Source organism: Streptomyces sp. D2-8 (genome assembly GCF_023184515.1).
GTDB lineage: Bacteria > Actinomycetota > Actinomycetes > Streptomycetales > Streptomycetaceae > Streptomyces.
Map to the genome: position 1 here is coordinate 271,537 of NZ_JAAHBP010000003.1, position 18,135 is coordinate 289,671.

At 72.5% G+C, this 18,135-nt stretch carries 18 protein-coding genes, 1 tRNA gene and 1 pseudogene; 12 read left to right on the top strand and 8 right to left on the bottom strand.

Annotation, left to right across the window (positions count from 1 at the left end):
- Nucleotides 1-214 precede the first annotated feature (214 nt).
- The 11 genes from G3I77_RS07570 (at nt 215) to G3I77_RS07620 (ending at nt 9,496) form a co-directional block, all read left to right on the top strand.
- Complete coding sequence (locus G3I77_RS07570; RefSeq protein ID WP_248501828.1) at nt 215-2,455, top strand: ATP-binding protein; 2,241 nt, start codon at nt 215-217, stop codon at nt 2,453-2,455.
- Between the two features lie 86 nt (nt 2,456-2,541).
- A complete protein-coding gene (locus G3I77_RS07575; RefSeq protein ID WP_030840841.1) occupies nt 2,542-2,973 on the top strand; it encodes a roadblock/LC7 domain-containing protein in 432 nt (143 codons plus the stop codon).
- Nucleotides 2,974-2,975: 2 nt separating this feature from the next.
- Complete coding sequence (locus tag G3I77_RS07580; RefSeq protein ID WP_062930368.1) at nt 2,976-3,347, top strand: DUF742 domain-containing protein; 372 nt, start codon at nt 2,976-2,978, stop codon at nt 3,345-3,347.
- Nucleotides 3,325-3,954, top strand: coding sequence for an ATP/GTP-binding protein (locus G3I77_RS07585; protein WP_248501829.1), 630 nt, complete (start codon nt 3,325-3,327; stop codon nt 3,952-3,954). Before G3I77_RS07580 ends, G3I77_RS07585 begins: the two co-directional genes overlap by 23 nt.
- Nucleotides 3,955-4,015: 61 nt before the next feature.
- A complete protein-coding gene (locus tag G3I77_RS07590; protein ID WP_248501830.1) occupies nt 4,016-4,588 on the top strand; it encodes a GAF domain-containing protein in 573 nt (190 codons plus the stop codon).
- Nucleotides 4,589-4,768: 180 nt separating this feature from the next.
- Complete coding sequence (gene tdh / locus G3I77_RS07595; RefSeq protein WP_248501831.1) at nt 4,769-5,797, top strand: L-threonine 3-dehydrogenase; 1,029 nt, start codon at nt 4,769-4,771, stop codon at nt 5,795-5,797.
- A gap of 36 nt (nt 5,798-5,833) precedes the next feature.
- On the top strand, nt 5,834-7,027 hold the full coding sequence (locus tag G3I77_RS07600) for a glycine C-acetyltransferase (protein WP_248501832.1): 1,194 nt from the start codon (nt 5,834-5,836) through the stop codon (nt 7,025-7,027).
- 36 nt (nt 7,028-7,063) lie between these two features.
- Nucleotides 7,064-7,966: a LysR family transcriptional regulator gene (locus G3I77_RS07605; RefSeq protein WP_248501833.1), complete on the top strand. Its 903-nt coding sequence runs from the start codon at nt 7,064-7,066 to the stop codon at nt 7,964-7,966.
- 46 nt (nt 7,967-8,012) lie between these two features.
- Nucleotides 8,013-8,585, top strand: a complete 573-nt coding sequence (locus G3I77_RS07610) for a helix-turn-helix transcriptional regulator (protein WP_248501835.1) — start codon at nt 8,013-8,015, stop codon at nt 8,583-8,585.
- Complete coding sequence (locus tag G3I77_RS07615) at nt 8,582-9,109, top strand: GNAT family N-acetyltransferase (RefSeq protein WP_248501836.1); 528 nt, start codon at nt 8,582-8,584, stop codon at nt 9,107-9,109. Before G3I77_RS07610 ends, G3I77_RS07615 begins: the two co-directional genes overlap by 4 nt.
- Nucleotides 9,110-9,139: 30 nt before the next feature.
- A complete protein-coding gene (locus G3I77_RS07620; protein ID WP_248501838.1) occupies nt 9,140-9,496 on the top strand; it encodes an MmcQ/YjbR family DNA-binding protein in 357 nt (118 codons plus the stop codon).
- A gap of 13 nt (nt 9,497-9,509) precedes the next feature.
- On the opposite strand, the gene G3I77_RS07625 is transcribed toward G3I77_RS07620, so the two are convergent.
- Complete coding sequence (locus tag G3I77_RS07625) at nt 9,510-10,265, bottom strand: hypothetical protein (protein WP_248501840.1); 756 nt, start codon at nt 10,263-10,265, stop codon at nt 9,510-9,512.
- A 135-nt stretch (nt 10,266-10,400) separates the two neighbouring features.
- Between G3I77_RS07625 and G3I77_RS07630 the strand changes: the two genes are divergently transcribed.
- A tRNA-Pro gene (locus tag G3I77_RS07630) sits at nt 10,401-10,474 on the top strand.
- On the opposite strand, the gene G3I77_RS07635 is transcribed toward G3I77_RS07630, so the two are convergent.
- The 7 genes and pseudogenes from G3I77_RS07635 to G3I77_RS07665 form a co-directional block, all read right to left on the bottom strand.
- Nucleotides 10,456-11,505, bottom strand: a complete 1,050-nt coding sequence (locus G3I77_RS07635; RefSeq protein WP_248501841.1) for an MASE1 domain-containing protein — start codon at nt 11,503-11,505, stop codon at nt 10,456-10,458. The two genes, G3I77_RS07630 and G3I77_RS07635, sit on opposite strands and share 19 nt — an antisense overlap.
- A gap of 107 nt (nt 11,506-11,612) precedes the next feature.
- On the bottom strand, nt 11,613-12,944 hold the full coding sequence (locus G3I77_RS07640) for a PP2C family protein-serine/threonine phosphatase (protein WP_248501842.1): 1,332 nt from the start codon (nt 12,942-12,944) through the stop codon (nt 11,613-11,615).
- 49 nt (nt 12,945-12,993) lie between these two features.
- Entirely contained in the window at nt 12,994-13,530 is a 537-nt protein-coding gene (locus G3I77_RS07645) for an NUDIX hydrolase family protein (protein ID WP_248501843.1), read from the bottom strand.
- Between the two features lie 76 nt (nt 13,531-13,606).
- Nucleotides 13,607-14,746, bottom strand: a complete 1,140-nt coding sequence (locus G3I77_RS07650) for an amidohydrolase family protein (RefSeq protein WP_248501844.1) — start codon at nt 14,744-14,746, stop codon at nt 13,607-13,609.
- A 1-nt stretch (nt 14,747) separates the two neighbouring features.
- Nucleotides 14,748-16,152: pseudogene (locus G3I77_RS07655) on the bottom strand (glutamine synthetase).
- Nucleotides 16,153-16,202: 50 nt separating this feature from the next.
- Nucleotides 16,203-17,015 carry an SAM-dependent methyltransferase gene (locus G3I77_RS07660; protein WP_248501846.1) on the bottom strand — a complete coding sequence of 271 codons (813 nt, stop codon included), beginning with the start codon at nt 17,013-17,015 and terminating at the stop codon, nt 16,203-16,205.
- A 154-nt stretch (nt 17,016-17,169) separates the two neighbouring features.
- Complete coding sequence (locus tag G3I77_RS07665; RefSeq protein WP_248501847.1) at nt 17,170-17,985, bottom strand: hypothetical protein; 816 nt, start codon at nt 17,983-17,985, stop codon at nt 17,170-17,172.
- Nucleotides 17,986-18,135: the final 150 nt, after the last annotated feature.

Below are 18,135 nucleotides of genomic sequence, written 5' to 3' on the forward strand. Positions count from 1 at the left end.
CGACGCCGGCACGGGTACTGCCGGGGACGGCGCGGATGTCGCCGAGGTCTTCGGACCAGGCCGGCACGCGGGCCGCGGTGGCGTCGGTGCCGTACGGAAACGGGGTGAGACAGGGCGCGCTGCCCGGGGCGCGCGCAAGCGCCCACGCGAACCCGATCGCACCCCCGCAAGCTCCCCTGGCTCGCAGGCCCGACGGACCAGTACGAGGACACCGATGTCTCACCTCCGCGCCCCGGCCACACGCGCAGACCGCCGTGAGGGCGGGCGGCACGGGCGGCCTGCCGCCCGCACCGCACCCGCGCTGCCCGAGACCCATATACGGCCCCAGCTGCTGCGTATCGCGGTGCTGCCCCCCGTCGCCGTCGCCCTCAGCGGCTGCGCCGCCGTCCTCTTCACCGTCCGTTCCACCGGAGCGCGGCCGGGTCTCACCCTGTGGGCCGTGCTCGGCGGCGCGGTCTTCGTGGCCCTCGTCGGCATCGTCGTCGCCGCGATCGCCGCCAACCGGGCCGCCCGGTCCGTGCACGACCGCCTCGGCATCCTGCGCCGCAGCACCGCTCGGCGCGAGGCCGACCTGCGCACCCTCGTCGAGACGCTGCGCCGCGGCGACGGCCCGCCGCAGCTCGCCCCGCAGAGCCGGCACGGCGGTCCCGCCGAGGACGCCGACGACTTCGACCTCCTCGCCGCCGACCTGTCCCGCGCGCACGACGGCGCCGTCACCGCCGTCGTGCAGGCCTCCCAGCTCTCCAGCCAGGCCGGCAGCGAACAGAAGCTCGAGGTGTTCGTCAACCTCGCCCGGCGCCTGCAGTCACTCGTGCACCGCGAGATCTCCATCCTCGACGAGCTGGAGAACGAGATGGAGGACCCCGACCTTCTCAAGGGGCTCTTCCACGTCGACCACCTCGCCACCCGCATCCGCCGCCACGCCGAGAACCTCGCCGTGCTCGGCGGGGCCGTCTCCCGCCGCCAGTGGAGCAACCCGGTCTCCATGACCGAAGTGCTGCGCTCGGCCATTGCCGAGGTCGAGCAGTACTCGCGGGTCAAGCTCGTGCCGCCGATCGACGGACAGCTGCGCGGCCACGCCGTCGCCGACGTCATCCATCTCCTGGCCGAACTCGTCGAGAACGCCACGGTGTTCTCCGCCCCGCACACTCAGGTCCTGCTGCGCGCCAACCTCGTCACCTCCGGGCTCGCCGTCGAGGTGGAGGACCGCGGACTCGGCATGCCCCTGGAGGAGCAGACGCGAATGAACGCGCTGCTCGCCGACCCCGACCAGGTGAACGTCGCCCGGCTCCTCGCGGACGGCCGCATCGGGCTGTTCGTCGTCTCCCAGCTCGCCCGGCGGCACGGCATCACCGTCCGCCTCCAGACCAACATCTACGGCGGAGTGCAAGCGGTGCTCGTCGTACCGCAGGCGCTGCTGGGAGCGGAGGCGGGGGCGGGGACGCCTGGGGGAGCGGGGCAGCCGGAAAGCGGTGCCGCCGGCGCGGATCCTCCGGCTGTACCGGGGCGGCCGACCGGGCAGAACGGTCGGGCCGGGCAGGGCAGGGAGGCCGGACGGCATGAGCAGAACGGGCAGGCCGGTGCTGCTGCCGGGGCCCTTGTCGGCGGCACCTCCAGGGGGCATTCCCCGGTAGGGGAAGCGGACTTCGGAGTCTCGTCCGTGCCGCCGCCCGCGTCCGGATCAGGGCCGTCGGTCCAACTCGCCGCGCCCGCCGCCCCCCAGGGGCACGAGCCGGACGCCGAAGCGGCCCCGGGGGGGAGCCCGCAGGGCGGTCGGCCCGCGCCCCTGCCCATGCGCGGGGCCCGGCGGGAGCGTCCCACCCCGGCCGAGGCCCGGCCCGGTATCAGTCCCGACGACCGGCGTGTCCTCGCCGAGAACGTCACCGAGCCGCCCACCCCCCACAACGGCACCGTGCGCGGCACCATGGGCAAGCCCCAACTGCCCCGTCGCCGCGCCCAGGAGCACATCGCACCCCAGCTGCGCGACGGCCCGACACCACGCCAGGACCCCGAGTCCCTCGCGGGCCACGACCCCGGTCTGATGGCGGCCTTCCAGCGCGGCATCAGCCTCGCCGAGGCCCAGCAGACCATGGAGGCCGGCACCACGGAGTGGGGCGACATTGACGGGGCCCACATGGAGTCCGCCGACATGGGGTCCGCCCACATGGACTCCACCTTCATGGACTCCACCCCCATGGACTCCACCCCCATGGACTCCACCCCCATGGACTCCACCCCCATGGACTCCACGTCCATGGGCTCCGCCTACACGGACTCCGCCCATACGGACCCAGCACCCAGCGGGTCCGCCCACAGGGAGCCGATGCCCGTCCGGCCGGTTCACCTCGAGGCGCTTCCCTCGGAGCTGTCCCCCTCGAGCAGGCCGGCCCCCGGGGCCCGTTCCGACCACCGCACGACCACCACCCGGCAGGACGGGAGCGCACCCGCCGGATGACCACCCCCCTTCCCGCCCCCACCCCCTTTCCCGCCCCCACCCCCAGCGCTCCCACAGACCTTCGTACCCCAAGGAGTCGATCCACCATGGCGAGCGATGCGCCGACCGCCCATGTATCCGATCTCGACTGGCTGATGAGCGGCCTCGTGCAGCGCGTACCGCACACGACCGCCGCGGTGCTCCTGTCCTGCGACGGGCTCGTGAAGTCCGTGCACGGCCTCGACCCGGACAGCGCCGACCACATGGCAGCCCTGGCCTCCGGCCTGTACTCCCTCGGCCGCAGCGCCGGTGTCCGCTTCGGTGACGGCGGCGACGTGCGGCAGGTCGTCGTCGAACTCGCCTCGACCCTGCTGTTCGTCACCACCGCCGGCTCCGGCACCTGTCTGGCCGTGCTCGCCGGCCGCGAGGCCGACGCGGCCGTGCTGGGATACGAGATGGCCATGCTGGTCAAGAGCGTCCGCCCCTACCTGGTGACCGCTCCCCGGCAGTCCGTCGAATCCCCGGCGATGAGGCCTTGAGCGTGACGGCGGCCGGCGACGGGCCCTGGCTCGACGACGCGGCCGGGCGGCTGGTGCGGCCGTTCACGGTCAGCAACGGCCGCACCCGTCCGACCGTAGCGCTCGACCTCGTGTCGCAGGTGATGGCCACCGGGGCGACCCCCCTCGGCTATCTCGGCCCCGAGCACGCGCAGGCGCTCGAGCGGTGCCGGGTGCCCGTCGCCGTCGCCGAGGTCGCCGCCCATCTCAAACTGCCGGTGGCCGTCACCAAGGTGCTGCTGGCGGACCTCGTCGACTGCGGGGCGCTGACCACCAAGCCCCCCGCGTTCCACCACAACCCGACGGACCGGGCCCTTCTGGAGGCAGTGCTCGATGGACTACGACGACAGCTCTGACTACACCGACGGACCGGGCCACGGCGCCGACCCGTTCCCCACCGCACTGAAGATCCTGGTGGCGGGCGGGTTCGGCGTGGGCAAGACGACCTTCGTCGGCGCGGTCAGCGAGATCGCCCCGCTCAGCACGGAGGAACTGCTCACCACCGTCAGTGCCGCCACCGACAACCTCGACGGCATCGAGAACAAGGTCGAGACGACCGTGGCCATGGACTTCGGCCGCATCACCCTCGACCCCCGACATGTGCTGTACCTGTTCGGCACGCCCGGACAGGAGCGGTTCTGGTTCATGTGGGACGAGTTGTGCGAGGGCGCGCTCGGCGCGGTCATCCTCGCCGACACCCGCCGACTGCAGGAGTGTTTCGCCGCCGTCGACTTCTTCGAACAACGCGGCCTCGGTTTCATCGTCGCCGTCAACGAGTTCGACGGCGCCTACCGCTACGAGCCCCAGGAGGTGCGCGGTGCCCTGGATCTGTCCGAGGACGTCCCCGTCGTGTGCTGCGACGCGCGGATCTCCAGCTCCGGGGTCCAGACCCTGCTGACCCTGGTGCGCCATCTCATCGCCCATACGCCGGCCCCCGCCACGGGGTATGGCGCCCACATGTGACCCCCTCACACCCGCCACGGAGGCCATATATGACTCAAGCCCACAGCCCAGGAGCATGCCCATGACCTACGACCCGCCGCGCCCGGCCGGTCGTCTGCTGCTCACACCCGAGGACAAGGAGGCCCCCGCCCGCACCCGCCGACTGCGCCGACTGGGCCTGGGGGAGCACCCCGAACCCGCACTCGACTCCTTCGCGCACCGCCTCGCCGAGCTCACCGGGGCGCCGTACGCCATGGTCAACCTCCCCGACGAGCAAGGGCAGTTCTACGCGGGCCTGCATGTGCCCGCTGTCGCGCCGGTGGTGCGGAGCGACGGCACCAGCCCGCGCCTCAGCCGTGCCCTGCCCCGCGACCACGGCTTCTGCCCCCATGTGGTGGCACGACGCAAGGCCCTCGCCCTGGAGGACGTCGGCGACTATCCGCGGTTCGCGGGCAATCCCGTGGTCGACGAGTTCGGCATCCGCTCCTATCTGGGGGCACCGCTCATCGACGGCACGGGCCTGGTGCTGGGCACGGTCAGCGTCGCGGACGTCGAGCCGCGGCCGTGGGGGAAACCGGGCCTGACGGCGATCAAGGAACACGCCGCGCAGCTCGCCGTGGAGCTGGAGAGCCGGGACGGCCTGCCGCCCTACTGAAGCCCGGGGTTCCCACGGGGCCCCTGAGTGCGTGAAGGAAAGCTGAGGCGGCGCTTAAGAAATCCTCGATGGACCGCCGGGCCGGCGTACGGCAGATTGCTGTGCGATCCCACTCCTCTCCCGGTCCAGGGGTTCCTTCGGCATGCCCGGAGCCGGGACTCACCCACTGGAGCCGTAGCGGTGAAGGCGCTGGTCAAGCAGAAGGCGGAACCCGGGCTGTGGCTCGCGGACGTCCCCGAGCCCACCGTCGGGCCCGGCGACGTACTCATCAAGGTGCTGCGCACCGGAATCTGCGGCACCGACCTGCACATCCGGGCCTGGGACGGCTGGGCCCGGCAGGCGATCAGCACCCCGCTCGTGGTCGGGCACGAGTTCGTCGGCGAGGTCGTCGAGACCGGGCGGGACGTCACCGACATCGGCATCGGCGACCGGGTCAGCGGCGAGGGCCACCTCGTGTGCGGCAAGTGCCGCAACTGCCTGGCCGGGCGCCGGCACCTGTGCCGCGCCACCGTGGGCCTGGGCGTGGGCAGGGACGGGGCGTTCGCCGAGTACGTCGCGCTGCCCGCCGCCAACGTCTGGGTGCATCGGGTGCCCGTCGACCTCGACGTGGCCGCGATCTTCGACCCGTTCGGCAACGCCGTGCACACCGCGCTGTCCTTCCCGCTCGTCGGCGAGGACGTCCTGATCACCGGCGCGGGGCCCATCGGCCTGATGGCCGCCGCCGTGGCCAGGCACGCCGGCGCCCGCAACGTCGTGATCACCGACGTCAGCGAGGAGCGGCTGGAGCTGGCCCGCAAGATCGGTGTCAGCCTCGCGCTCGACGTCTCAGGCTCCACCATCGCCGACGGGCAGCGCACGCTCGGACTGCGCGAGGGCTTCGACATCGGCCTGGAGATGTCCGGCCGCCCCGAGGCCATGCGCGACATGATCGCCAACATGACGCACGGCGGGCGGATCGCGATGCTCGGCCTGCCCGCGCAGGAGTTCCCCGTCGACTGGTCCCGCATCGTCACCTCGATGATCACCATCAAGGGCATCTACGGCCGCGAGATGTTCGAGACCTGGTACGCCATGTCGGTCCTGCTGGAGGCCGGCCTGGACCTCGCGCCCGTCATCACCGGCCGCTACGGCCACCGCGACTTCGAGGCGGCGTTCGAGGACGCGGCGAGCGGCCGCGGCGGCAAGGTCATCCTCGACTGGACTGCGTAACTCCCTCTCACCGCGAGCACCTTAGGAGCTTCCCCCATGTTCGACTCCGTGCGCGACGACCTGCGCGCCACCCTCGACGAGATCCGCGCCGCCGGCCTGCACAAGCCCGAGCGCGTGATCGGCACCCCGCAGTCCGCCACCGTCGGTGTCACCGCGGGCGGCCGCCCCGGCGAGGTCCTCAACTTCTGCGCCAACAACTACCTCGGCCTCGCCGACCACCCCGAGGTCGTCGCCGCCGCCCACGAGGCCCTGGACCGCTGGGGCTACGGCATGGCCTCCGTCCGCTTCATCTGCGGCACCCAGGAGGTGCACAAGGAACTCGAGGCGCGGCTGTCGGCGTTCCTCGGCCAGGAGGACACGATCCTCTACTCCTCCTGCTTCGACGCCAACGGCGGCGTGTTCGAGACGCTGCTCGGCCCGGAGGACGCGGTCATCTCCGACGCGCTCAACCACGCCTCCATCATCGACGGCATCCGCCTGTCCAAGGCCCGCCGCCTGCGCTACGCCAACCGCGACCTCGCCGAGCTGGAGGCCCGGCTCAAGGAGGCCTCCGACGCACGCCGCCGCCTGATCGTCACCGACGGCGTCTTCTCCATGGACGGCTACGTCGCCCCGCTGCGCGAGATCTGCGACCTCGCCGACCGCTACGACGCGATGGTCATGGTCGACGACTCCCACGCGGTCGGCTTCGTCGGCCCCGGCGGCCGCGGTACGCCCGAGCTGCACGGCGTCATGGACCGCGTCGACATCATCACCGGCACCCTCGGCAAGGCACTCGGCGGCGCCTCCGGCGGCTACGTCGCCGCCCGCGCCGAGATCGTCGCCCTGCTGCGCCAGCGCTCCCGGCCGTACCTGTTCTCCAACACCCTCGCCCCGGTCATCGCGGCGGCCTCCCTGAAGGTCCTCGACCTGCTGGAGTCGGCGGACGACCTGCGCGTCCGGCTGGCCGAGAACACGGCCCTGTTCCGCGGCCGCATGACCGAGGAGGGCTTCGACGTCCTCCCCGGCGACCACGCCATCGCCCCGGTGATGATCGGTGACGCGGCGGTCGCCGGGCGCATGGCGGAGCTGCTGCTGGAGCGCGGCGTCTACGTGATCGGCTTCTCGTACCCGGTGGTGCCGCAGGGCCAGGCCCGGATCCGCGTCCAGCTGTCGGCCGCGCACTCCACGGACGACGTCAACCGCGCGGTCGACGCCTTCGTGGCGGCACGGGCCGAGCTGGAGGGCTGACCGGCAGCACGGGGTGCATTTGAGACAATCGATCGCATGATCGAAGCGCGGCGGCTCCACATCCTCCGGGCGGTGGCCGACCACCGTACGGTGACGGCGGCTGCCGCCGCGCTGTATCTCACCCCGTCGGCCGTCTCCCAGCAGCTCGCAGCCCTGGAGCAGGAGACCGGCCACCGGCTCGTGGAGCGCGGCGCCAAGGGCGTACGGCTCACTCCCGCCGGCGAGATCCTGCTCAACCACACCAACGCGGTCCTCGCCCAGCTGGAGCGGGCCGAGGCCGAGCTCGCCGCGTACAGCTCGGGTGCCGCCGGCACCGTCACCGTGGCCTCCTTCGCGACCGGCATCGCCCTGGTCGTCGCACCCGCGGTGGCCTCTCTCGCCCGGTCGGCGCCCGGGATCCGCATCCGCGTCCAGGACGCCGAGGGCGACGCCAGCCTGCCGATGGTGCTGGACCGGCAGGTCGATGTCGCGGTCGCCGTCGAGTACCGCGGGGCCCCGCCCGCCGACGACCCGCGACTGACCCACGTACCGCTGTACGCCGAGCCCTTCGACGCGGTGGTCCCGGTCACCCACCGCATGGCCGGCGCGGCGGAGGTGCCGCTCGCGGAACTGGCCAAGGACGCGTGGATCGGCCCGTACCCCGGCAACCCCTGCCATGACGTGGTGATCCTGGCCTGCGAGAACGCCGGTTTCCAGCCGCGCATGGAGCACTCCTCGGACGACTTCCGCGCGGTCGTCGCCCTCGCCTCGGCCGACGCGGGAGTCGCCCTGGTGCCGCGCTCGGCGCTGCGCGGCATGGACCTCACGGGGGTGGTCGTACGCCCCGTCGACGGCACGGCCCCCACCCGCCGGGTCTTCGCCGCCGTACGCAGGGGAGCCGAGGAGCACCCCCTGATCCGCCCGGTGCTGGACGCGCTCGGCGCGGCGGCCCAGGTGTGAGCACCTCTTAACAGAGCTGTCGCATATCCGGGATAGCGTCCCGGATATGAGAAACGACGAGGTGGATCCCGTCGACGCCCGGCTCGGGGCACGCCTGGCCGGGCTGCGGGCCGAACACGGCTGGTCCCTGGGTGAGTTGGCCGACCGCAGCGGGGTGAGCCGGTCCACCCTGTCCCGGGCCGAACGGGCGGAGATCAGCCCCACGGCCTCCCTCCTGAACCGCCTGTGCGCCGTCTACGGGCGCACCATGTCCCAGCTGCTCAGCGAGGTCGAGGCCGAACCCGAGGCCGTCGTCCGCTTCGCCGGCCAGCAGGTGTGGCAGGACCGCGCCTCCGGCTTCGTGCGGCGGTCCGTGTCGCCGCCGCATTCCGCCCTGCGCGGCGAACTCGTCGAGGCCCGCCTCGCACCCGGCGCCGACATCGCCTACGACCGTCCGCCCGTCGCGGGACTGGAGCAGCACATCTGGGTCCTGGAAGGGGCGCTCGACGTGACCGCGCAGGACACCGAGCACCACCTCGGCACCGGCGACTGCCTGCGGATGCGGGTGTGGGGCCCGACCCGGTTCCGGTGCGCCGCTCCCGAGGGCGTCGGGTACCTGCTGGCGGTGGTGCGGCCGTGATCCGACTGGACGAGGCCCGACTGCTGGACAACGCAGGGGAGTTGTCCGCGCTGCTGGCCGACACCGTGAACGGCGGCGCCTCGGTCGGCTTCCTCGCCCCGCTCAGCCGGGCGGAGGCCCTGGCCTGGTGGGAGGGGCGGGCCGCCGACGTCGCCGCGGGCCGGCTCGTCGTGTGGGCGGCGTACGACGGGGCGCGGGTGCTCGGCTCCGTGAGCCTGGCCTTGCCCGACAAGGCCAACAGCCGTCACCGCGCGGAGCTGGTGAAGCTGATGGTGCACCCGGACGCCCGTGGCCACGGTCTCGGCCGCAGGCTCCTGGCCACGGCGGAGGCCGCGGCCGCGGCGGCCGGTGTCACCCTCCTGCACCTGGACACCGAGACCGGCAGCCCCGCCGAGCATCTCTACCGATCCACCGGCTGGACCCCCGTCGGCGCGATCCCCGACTACGCGGCCGACCCCGGCGGAGTGCTGCGGCCGACCACGATCTACTACAAGCACGTACCGGCAACCGCTCTCACCAGGTGATTGTCAGTGGGAGCCGATACGGTGCCTGCCATGCCGGATGCCGAAGACGTACGACGGATCGCCCTGTCCCTGCCGGACACGACGGAGAAGATCGCCTGGAGCATGCCCACGTTCCGGGTCGCGGGAAAGATGTTCGCCACGCTGCCCGAGGACGAGACCTCCATCGCCGTGCGCTGCCCCAAGGAGGAGCGCGACGAGCTGGTGCTCGCCGAGCCGGGGAAGTTCTGGATCGCCGACCACGAGTCGCAGTTCGCCTGGGTCCGGGCCCGGCTCGACGCCATCGAGGACGAGGCCGAGCTGCGGGACATCCTCGCCGACTCCTGGCGCCAGGCAGCCCCGACCCGGCTCCTGGAAGCCCATCCCCGGCTCGGCCTGCCCGCGCAGTGACGCCCTCCTGATCTCACCCGCGCGCCGCCGCCCCGACGAAGCCCCCGATGCGCTCCCGCAGCGACCGGGCGTCCAGGCCGTGGGCGGCGACATGCTCCTCCAGCCGCCCGTACCGCCGCAGTTCACGACGGCCCACGCCCAGCCCCAGGACCCGGTGCGGCGCATCCGGCAGCGCGTCGTTCGCGGCGGCCGTCGATGTGCCCGCCAGGTAGGGCTCGACGAGGACGACGTCCGTCCCGGACGCTTCGGTGGCCCGGCGCAGGGCGGCTCCGTCGAAGGGGCGGACCGTGGTCGCGTACAGGACGGTGACGTCCAGCCCCTCGGTGGCGGCGAGTACGGCGTCGAGCATCGGCCCGACGGCGACCACCACACCCGAGCGCCCCTCGCGGACCGTGCGGAAGCGCCACCCGTCCACCGGCAGTGCCCGCCCGTTGGACTGCAGGGACAGCCGTACGTACACCTTGTCATCGCCCGCGGCGACCGCGTGCCGCAGCAGCGAGCCGAAGCCCGGCAGCCACTCCACCGGCACGAAGCCCCTGGCGGCCAGCACGGCGTAGTACGCCATCGGCCCGTGCCCCTTCGACAGCAGGAACCGGTCCCGCCCCGGGTCGGTCCTGCCCTCCGGGCTCACCCGCAGCACCCGGTCGTAGAGCACCCAGAGCACGTCCAGCGTGGACGTCGCGGCCGGTCCGTGCTTCTCGTCGCCGGTCATCAGACCCATCAGTCCCGGCAGACCGGCATGCGTGTACGTCTGCGTCGCGTCGGTCATGAGGACGAGCGTGCAACCTCAACCAACGTTGAAGTCAAGCGCCGTCGACCGGAAACGGATGCGCGATCACCGGTGCGAGTGCGGTATTGTTTCCCTGCGCGTTCGGCCGGGGGAATCCCCAGGTCAGACGGGCAACGGGACGTGGCGCAGCTTGGTAGCGCACTTGACTGGGGGTCAAGGGGTCGCAGGTTCAAATCCTGTCGTCCCGACTGTGAGGCAGTGAGTCAGAGGCCGTATCGGATTCCATGGATACGGCCTCTTGATCATTTCTCGTGGCGGGGAGTGCCGGGCGGCGGTCGCTGGTGGCGATTCTGGTCGCCATCGCGGCGAGCTGGTTGCACGCCTGCGCGATCTCCCTCTCGGTCTGGGCGCGCTCGCTGACGGCCACCCCGAGCAGAAGCGCGGTCAACGAGGCGGAACCGTTGAACGCCTGCAGGGTGATCATGTTGGTGAACAGGTCATGGCCGGTGAACGGGCCCGATTTCTGCCCGGCCGCGACGACCGCGAAGATCGACACAGCGAGGGCGCAGGGCGCGGCCCCGGCCAGCTGGAAGCGGAAGCCGGCCCAGATCAGCAGCGGGAAGCCGAGGAACAGCAGCGGTGTGCTGCTGGTCTCGACGAAGCCGACGCAGACCGTGGCCGCCACCAGCAAGATCACCTCCACCCACCGGGACAGCGGAACGCCCCGGGGCCATCGGGCCGAGCGGAGCACGAGCAGGAAGGGCGTGACCGTCAGGACGCCCATCGCGTCGCCGGTCCACCAGACCGACCAGGCCGGCGCGAAGTCGCCGGCGTCCAGCACCCCGGTGAGAACCAGCGTCCCGCTGCCGATCGTGGCGCTGACCAGCATGCCGGTGAAGGCGCCGAGAAAGATCAGCGACAGCGCGTCCCGTAGCCGGTTCAGGTCGTTGCGGAACCCGGCACGGCGGAGCAGAACGTACGAACAGACCGGTGCGAGCGTGTTGCCCGCCGTGATCGCGAGGACGGCGGGCGGCGAGGGTCCCAGCGTGATGTTGGCCAGAAACGCGCCGAGAGCGATCCCGGGCCAGACCCGCGGTCCGCGCAGGAGCAGGGCCGCCAGTGCGATACCGCTCGGCGGCCACAGGGGGGTGACCTGGCCGCGCACCAGTTGCTGGAGCAGTCCCAGCTCGGCCGAGCCGTAGTACAGCGCGGCGACGACACAGATCTCCAGGGCGGCCCAGCCGCCGCGCCGGGGCCATGCCTGCCGCGCGACAGCCATCGGGGACCCTCCGCATCGACATCCTCTCGACCATCATCCGCCGGATCTGCCGGATCCTCCACAACACCGCTGAACTGGATGTTCGGTCCTCGCAGGGCGCCCGGGCGTCAGGCGGGCGGGGTGCGCAGGGCGAGGATGGCCATGTCGTCGTGGCCGTCGCTGGGATGGTGATCGGCCAGGGCGCGCACGAAGTCGCGCAGGGGCAGGGCGGCGTGGACCGCGGCGAGATCGGCCAGCTCGCCGAGGCTCTCGTCGATGGGGTGGGCGGGATGCTCTATCAGGCCGTCGGTGAAGAAGAGCAGGGTGGTGCCGGGGGGAAGGAAGCGGGAGTGGTCGGGGCGCGGTTCCTCGGGGTCGACCCCGAGCGGCAGCCCGGGCTCGGCGGTCAGGATCTCGACCCGGCGCTCCGGGGTGATCAGCACGGGCGGGACATGCCCCGCGGTGCTCCAGCTCAGTCGCCAGCCGGGTCCCTCCGGCTCGATCCGGGCCAGAGCGGTGGTCGTGACGGGGTTGGGAGTGATCGCCTGGAGCGTGCGGTCGAGCCGGGTCAGGACCGCGCCCGGCGAACTGCCCCCGTCGAAGAGCAGGGCGCGCAGCATGTTGCGGGTGGAGGCCATGGCGGCCGCGGCGTGCAGATCGTGGCCGACCACGTCGCCGATGACGACCGCCACGACGTCGCCGGGCAGCGGGATCGCGTCGTACCAGTCCCCGCCGAGCTTGCTGGGCTCCGCGGCCGGCCGGTAGACGGCCGCGGCGGTGAACGGTCGCAGGTCGGGCAGCGCGGGCAGCAGGAGCCGCTGGAACTGCTCGGCTCCGAGGCGTACCTGCTCGAAGAGGCGGACGTTCTCGATCGCGATGCCGGCGGCGCTGGCCAGGGCCGTCAGGACGTTCTCGTCATGGACGTCGAAGGGCTGCCCGTCGCGCCGCTCGGAGAGGTACAGGTCGCCGTAGATCTCGCCGCGGACGCTGATGGCGACACCGAGCAGGGTCCGCATGTGCGGATGGCCGGGCGGGAAGCCGACGGAGGAGGCGTGGGCCGGGATGTCGCCGAGCCGCAGGGGCTCGGGGTGGCTGATCAGATGGCCGAGAACGCCCCGGCCGGTCGGCAGGCCGGTATCCGCCAGGTCGGCGCGTTCCCGCTCGGAGAGGCCGGCGGTGATGAACTCCTCCAGGTGCTCACCGGTCTCGTTGAGGACGCCGAGGGCACCGTAACGGGCGCCGACCAGGTCCATGGCGGTGGTCACGATGCGGTGCAGCACCGCGGGCAGCTCCACCTCGCGGCTGATGGACACGACGGCGTCCAGCAGACCCTGCATCCGGTCCATCGCGTCCAGCAGGGCGCGCAACTGCTCGTCGATCCGGCCCAGCTCCGTGCGCAGACGCACGTGCAGCCCGGGCAGGTGCTGCCCCGCGAATGGGTCCTGCCGCTCCGCCGCCATCACGAGCGCCTCCCGGCCGGAGGTCGGTCACGTGAGTAGAGCTTAGGCCTCAGATCGCGCAGCCCGCATGCGCCAGCGCCTGCTTCAGCAGCACCCCGTGCCCGCCCGGCATCTCGCTCTGCAACGCCTCCGAGACGGCCTCCTGCGGGCTGAACCACACCAGGTCGAGCGCGTCCTGCCGGGGCCGGCAGTCGCCCGTCACCGGCACGATGTAGGCGAGGGACACCGCGTGCTGGCGGGGGTCGTGGTACGGCGTGATGCCCTGCGTCGGGAAGTACTCCGCGACCGTGAACGGCTGGAGCGACGCCGGGACGCGGGGCAGCGCGACCGGCCCGAGGTCCTTCTCCAGGTGGCGCAGGAGGGCGTCGCGGACGCGTTCGTGGTGCAGTACGCGGCCGGATACCAGCGTCCGGCTGACCGTACCGTCGGGCCCGATGCGCAGCAGCAGGCCGACACTGGTCACTTCGCCGCTGTCGTCGACGCGTACCGGGACGGCCTCGACGTACAGGATCGGCATGCGGGCACGTGTCATCTCCAGGTCGTCGGAGGACAGCCAGCCGGGCGTGGTTTCGGTCATGTCAGACATTGCTTGATCATACTTTCAGCCGTTCGGACTTCCTGGGTAGCCGCTCCAGGAGAACTGTGACCGGCCACACGCCTGTTCAATCGTCCTCCGGCCCGTCGGCCTGCAACCGGTACACCTTGAGAGCGTTGTCCCGCCCGGCCCACCGGGCGATCCGCAGGGCGTCCGGCAGGGACAGCTCGTCGGCGTCCACCCGCTCCTGGAGCAGTCCCGCAAGGCCTTGCCGGAAGGCGAGCGCCCCGAGGTGGTGGAACTCGGGCACACCGTAGGCGTCGGAGCTGTACAGCAGTTTGCGGAACGGGGTGATCTCCAGGGCCTCCGCGAGGACCGCACCGGCCCGGGCGGGGCCGACGTAGTGGAGGGTGAGGCCGACGTCGAGGTACACCTGCTCGAAGACCGCCGCCAGGTAGGCGGCCTGCCGCTGGTAGGGCCAGCAGTGCAGGAGCAGGACGGGGATCGTCCCGGCGGTGAGGTGCAGCCAGTCCGTGAGGTGGGTGGGGTCGACGCGGTGCAGCCGGATGTCGTTGTCGCCGAACCCGGTGTGCAGCTGGAGCGGCAGACCGAGCTCGACGGCGGTCCACAGCAGGTGCCGTACGAGGACCGGGTCGTCGAGGCGGCCGCCCCTGACGAGCCAGCGCCGGGCCGCCTCGGTGACCTCCGCGTCCGAGGGGCGGCCCGGGTCCAGGTCGAAGCCGGTGCGGTAGGCCGCCACCGACTTCACGGCCACCACCCCGGGCCGCCGCACGGCGTCCAGCGCGGCCGCGCGGAAGGCGTCCGCGTACGCGTCCGGCGCGACCCCCGCGGCCTGCACCGACTCCGCGACCCCCTCCAGCCGCACGACCTCGTACGCGGTGCCGCCCGCGGCCTCGGCGATGTCCCGCGGTGTGGTGATGCGGTCGGGGGCGTAGCCGGTGTCGACGCAGAAGACGTCCGTGCCCGTGGCGCGCAGGAAGCGGCGCTGCACCTCGCGCCATCCGAGTTCCGACCGGCGGGCCAGGTACTCCCGGGCGGGGGCGTGCCGGGGCAGGTCGAGCAGAGGAGCGCAGTGGCGGCGCACGGCCACGCCCACGGGGCTGTCGAAGGGCGAGATGCCCGGCCAGGCCTCGCCCTCCGTGAGGAGGGATTCGAAGGCTTCCCGGCCGAGGTCGGCCGTGACGGTGCCGTGGCAGTGGTGGTCGACCAGCCGTAGGGAGTCGAGCGCCTCGCGGATCGCGCTCACGTCAGTACTTCCAGCGGTACGCCGCCGCCACCTGGTCGTCGTCCAGCCCGGCGACGGACGCCACTTCTCCCCGCCGTACGGCGATCACCGCGTCGGCCAGGACCGGGCCGAGGGCCGTCCGCAGGGCTTCGTCCGCGCGGAACTCCTCGACGGCCCGCTCCAGCGAGACCGGCAGCCGCCGCACGCCCCGGGCCGCCGCCTCCGCCTCGCCCAGACGGGCCGGGTCGCCGGTGGTCTCGCCGGGCAGGGCGGCGGACGACGTCAGACCGTCCAGCCCGGCGGCGATCAGGGAGCCGATCGCGAGGTAGGGGTTGGCGGCCAGGTCGACGGGCTTGATCTCCAGGTTGGCCGCCTGGTCGCGCAGCCCCGCGGTGCCGGTGATGACGCGCAGCGCGGTCTCCCGCGTCTCGCGGCCCCAGGCGGTGTACACCCCGGCCCACTGGGAGGGCCTGAGCCGCAGATAGCTGGCGGGGCTCGGGGCGGTCACGGCCGTGAGGCCGGGCAGGTGGGCGAGGAGGCCGGGCCGTGAACGACTCCGCCTCGGCCGTCATGCCGTACCGGCCCTCGCCCCCGGAGTGCAGGTTGACGCCCTCGCGCCAGGCGGAGAGGTGGACGTGCCCGCCGTTTCCGACGCCCTGGCCCACGACGGCCGGGGCGAAGGACACCTTCAGGCCGTGCCGCCCGGCCACTGCCCGGACGGTCTGCCGGACCAGCACGCTGCGGTCGGCCGCCGCCACCGGATCGACGGCACCCACCGAGATCTCGAACTGTCCGGCCGCGTACTCGGGATGGACCTGCTCGACGTCGATGCCCTGGGCCGCACACGCCGCCAGCAGGTCGGCGGAGAAGTCACCGAGCTCGACCTGCCGGGCCGCACCGTACGCCGGACCGGTCGTCGCGGGCACGAACGCGTCGCCGGGGGCGTCGCCCCGGGCCACGGTCCACTCGACCTCGATCGCCGCCCTGAAGGTGAGGCCGTGCCGCTCGGCCGCCTCGTGGACGATCCGGCGCAGGAACGTACGCCCGCAGCCGGGATGCCGCTCCCCGTCCTGCGTGACACGGTCCACCGGGGCCCAGGCCCAGCCGGGCTGCCCTGCCAGCACGACGAGCCGGTCCAGGTCCGGGTAGAGGCGCAGATCGCCGTCGGGGGAGCCGAGGACGTCGGTGGTGACGATGGAGTCGTTCGCCAGGAACGCGTCGAACACCGGCGACATGCCGACGCCCCAGGCGGCCGCGGAGGCGAGCCGGGCCGTCGGGACGGCCTTCACCCGGCCGATGCCCGCGGTGTCGACGTAGGACAGCACGACACCGTGCACACCCCGGCCGGCGAGTTCACCGCTCAGGGCGGTGGCCCGCTCGACGTCGCCGGGGCGGCCGCCGGGGACGGGATCGGCCAGGGTGGTCATGCGTCCTCCTCGGTCCTCCACGGTCCTGAGCGGCCTGTCGGCGCCGCGCGTCAGGGCTTCACGGCCACCGCGCCGTACTGCGGTACCAGCACGGCCGATCCGGGCTCGGCATGCCACTGCCCGCACGACACCATGCCCGGTTCGAGCATCTCCAGCCCCTCGAAGAACGCGGCGATGTCCGCGCCGCTGCGGGCCGTGATCGGGGGAGTGGCGTTCTCGTTCCAGAACTTCATGGCCGGGATCTGGCCCGCGCCGCCGAGCTCGTCGTCGAAGGTCGGGTGGGTGAGGACCAGGTAGCTGCCGGAGGGCACCGCGGCCATCACGCGGCGCACGATGTTCCGGGCCTTGTCGACGTCCAGGACGAAGTTGAGGATGCCCAGCATCATCACGGCGATGGGCCGGGTGAAGTCGAGCGTGTGCCCTGCCCGTTCGAGGATGGCGTCCGGGTCGTGCACATCGGCGTCGATGTAGGCGGTGACGCCGTCGTGGGTGCCGGTGAGCAGGGTGCGGGCGTGCACCAGCACGATCGGGTCGTTGTCGACGTAGACGATGCGCGAGTCGGGTGCGATCCGCTGGGCGATCTCGTGGGTGTTGTCCGCCGTCGGCAGTCCCGTGCCGATGTCGAGGAACTGCCGCACGCCGCGCTCACCGGCGAGGAACGACACGGCCCGGCCGAGGAAGTCCCGGTCCGCCCGGGCGATGTCCCGGATGATCGGGAACATGCCGGCGACGTGCTCGCCGACCTGCTGGTCGACCTCGTAGTTGTCCTTGCCGCCGATCCAGTAGTTCCACACGCGGGCGTTGTGCGCCACACCGGTGTTCAGCCTCGCCGACCCTCCCGAAGGGGTGTGGCCATCACTCACGACTCGTCCTCTCCTCGCACGCACGACCGACGCCGGTCACCGCCGCCATTGTGCCGCTCCGGTGATCACGCTGTCCCGGGAATCGGCGGAGCGGGCACGGCGGTCGGGGTGGTGTCCGGCGGGTGCGAGGGAGCTGCCGACTGTGCCGGCCAGGTTAGTTGGGGCTCGCGGCGGGCGACTTCCCGGCCAGGACGTCCTTGAGGCGCTGGGTTCCCTGCTGCACCGCCTGCTTCACGGAATCGTTCTCGTCCCCGTCGAGCCCGCCCGCCGTGACGGTGAGGGCGTCGTCGCCGACGCGGACGGCGGCGACGTCCAGGGTCAGCGTGGCGTCGTCGCCGCCGGCCGAGCCCTGCACCGTCACGCGCAGGCCCTGACGGGCGTCGCCCACCTTGGGCAGCGGGATCTCGATGACCTGGACGGTGCGCTGCTCCTTGCCGTCGGTCACGGTGAACTGGTCGCACTTCTCCGGGAGGGTCGCCATCCAGTTCAGGGAGTCCTGCGGGTCGGTCCGGTCGTAGGAGGCGACCTGGTACAGCAGGCGGGAGTCGCCCTCCTCGAAGCCGCGCAGCTCGGACGCGCCCGACGGCTTGCCCAGCAGATCGTCGTCGAACAGGGAGTCGAGGAGCCGCTGGCAGTCGGACGCCTGTGCCTTGGCGGTGAGGAAGTCGGAGACGTCGACCGTGCCGATGAGCAGGCTGTCGTGCCAGTTCTCGGCCTCCGTGTCCTTGACCTGCGTCCAGTCGTCCTCGATGTCCGCCTCGGTGATCAGCGCGGTCCGTGCGCCGTTCGTGGAGAGCGTGGCGGTGGGAGAGGGGGTCTGCCGCTCATCGGCGACCTGCGACGCCGTGATGCCGGAGACGCGCGAACTCTCCGTGCCGCCGTCGTCCGAGCAGGCGGCGGTCGAGAGCAGTGTGCCCGCCGCCAGGGCGGAGGAGAGGACGCGGACGAGCCGGGACGGACGACGGGTCATCGGGAGTGCCTCCTGAGAACGTGACGCGTGCCCTCAGCGCACCACCGCCGCCGACGGCCCACCACCGGCGTCGGACCGATCGGGTGAGCGCCACCGGGGCCTCTCCCTGGCGTCGTACGCCGCGCGGGCTGTTCAATGAAACTGCACACG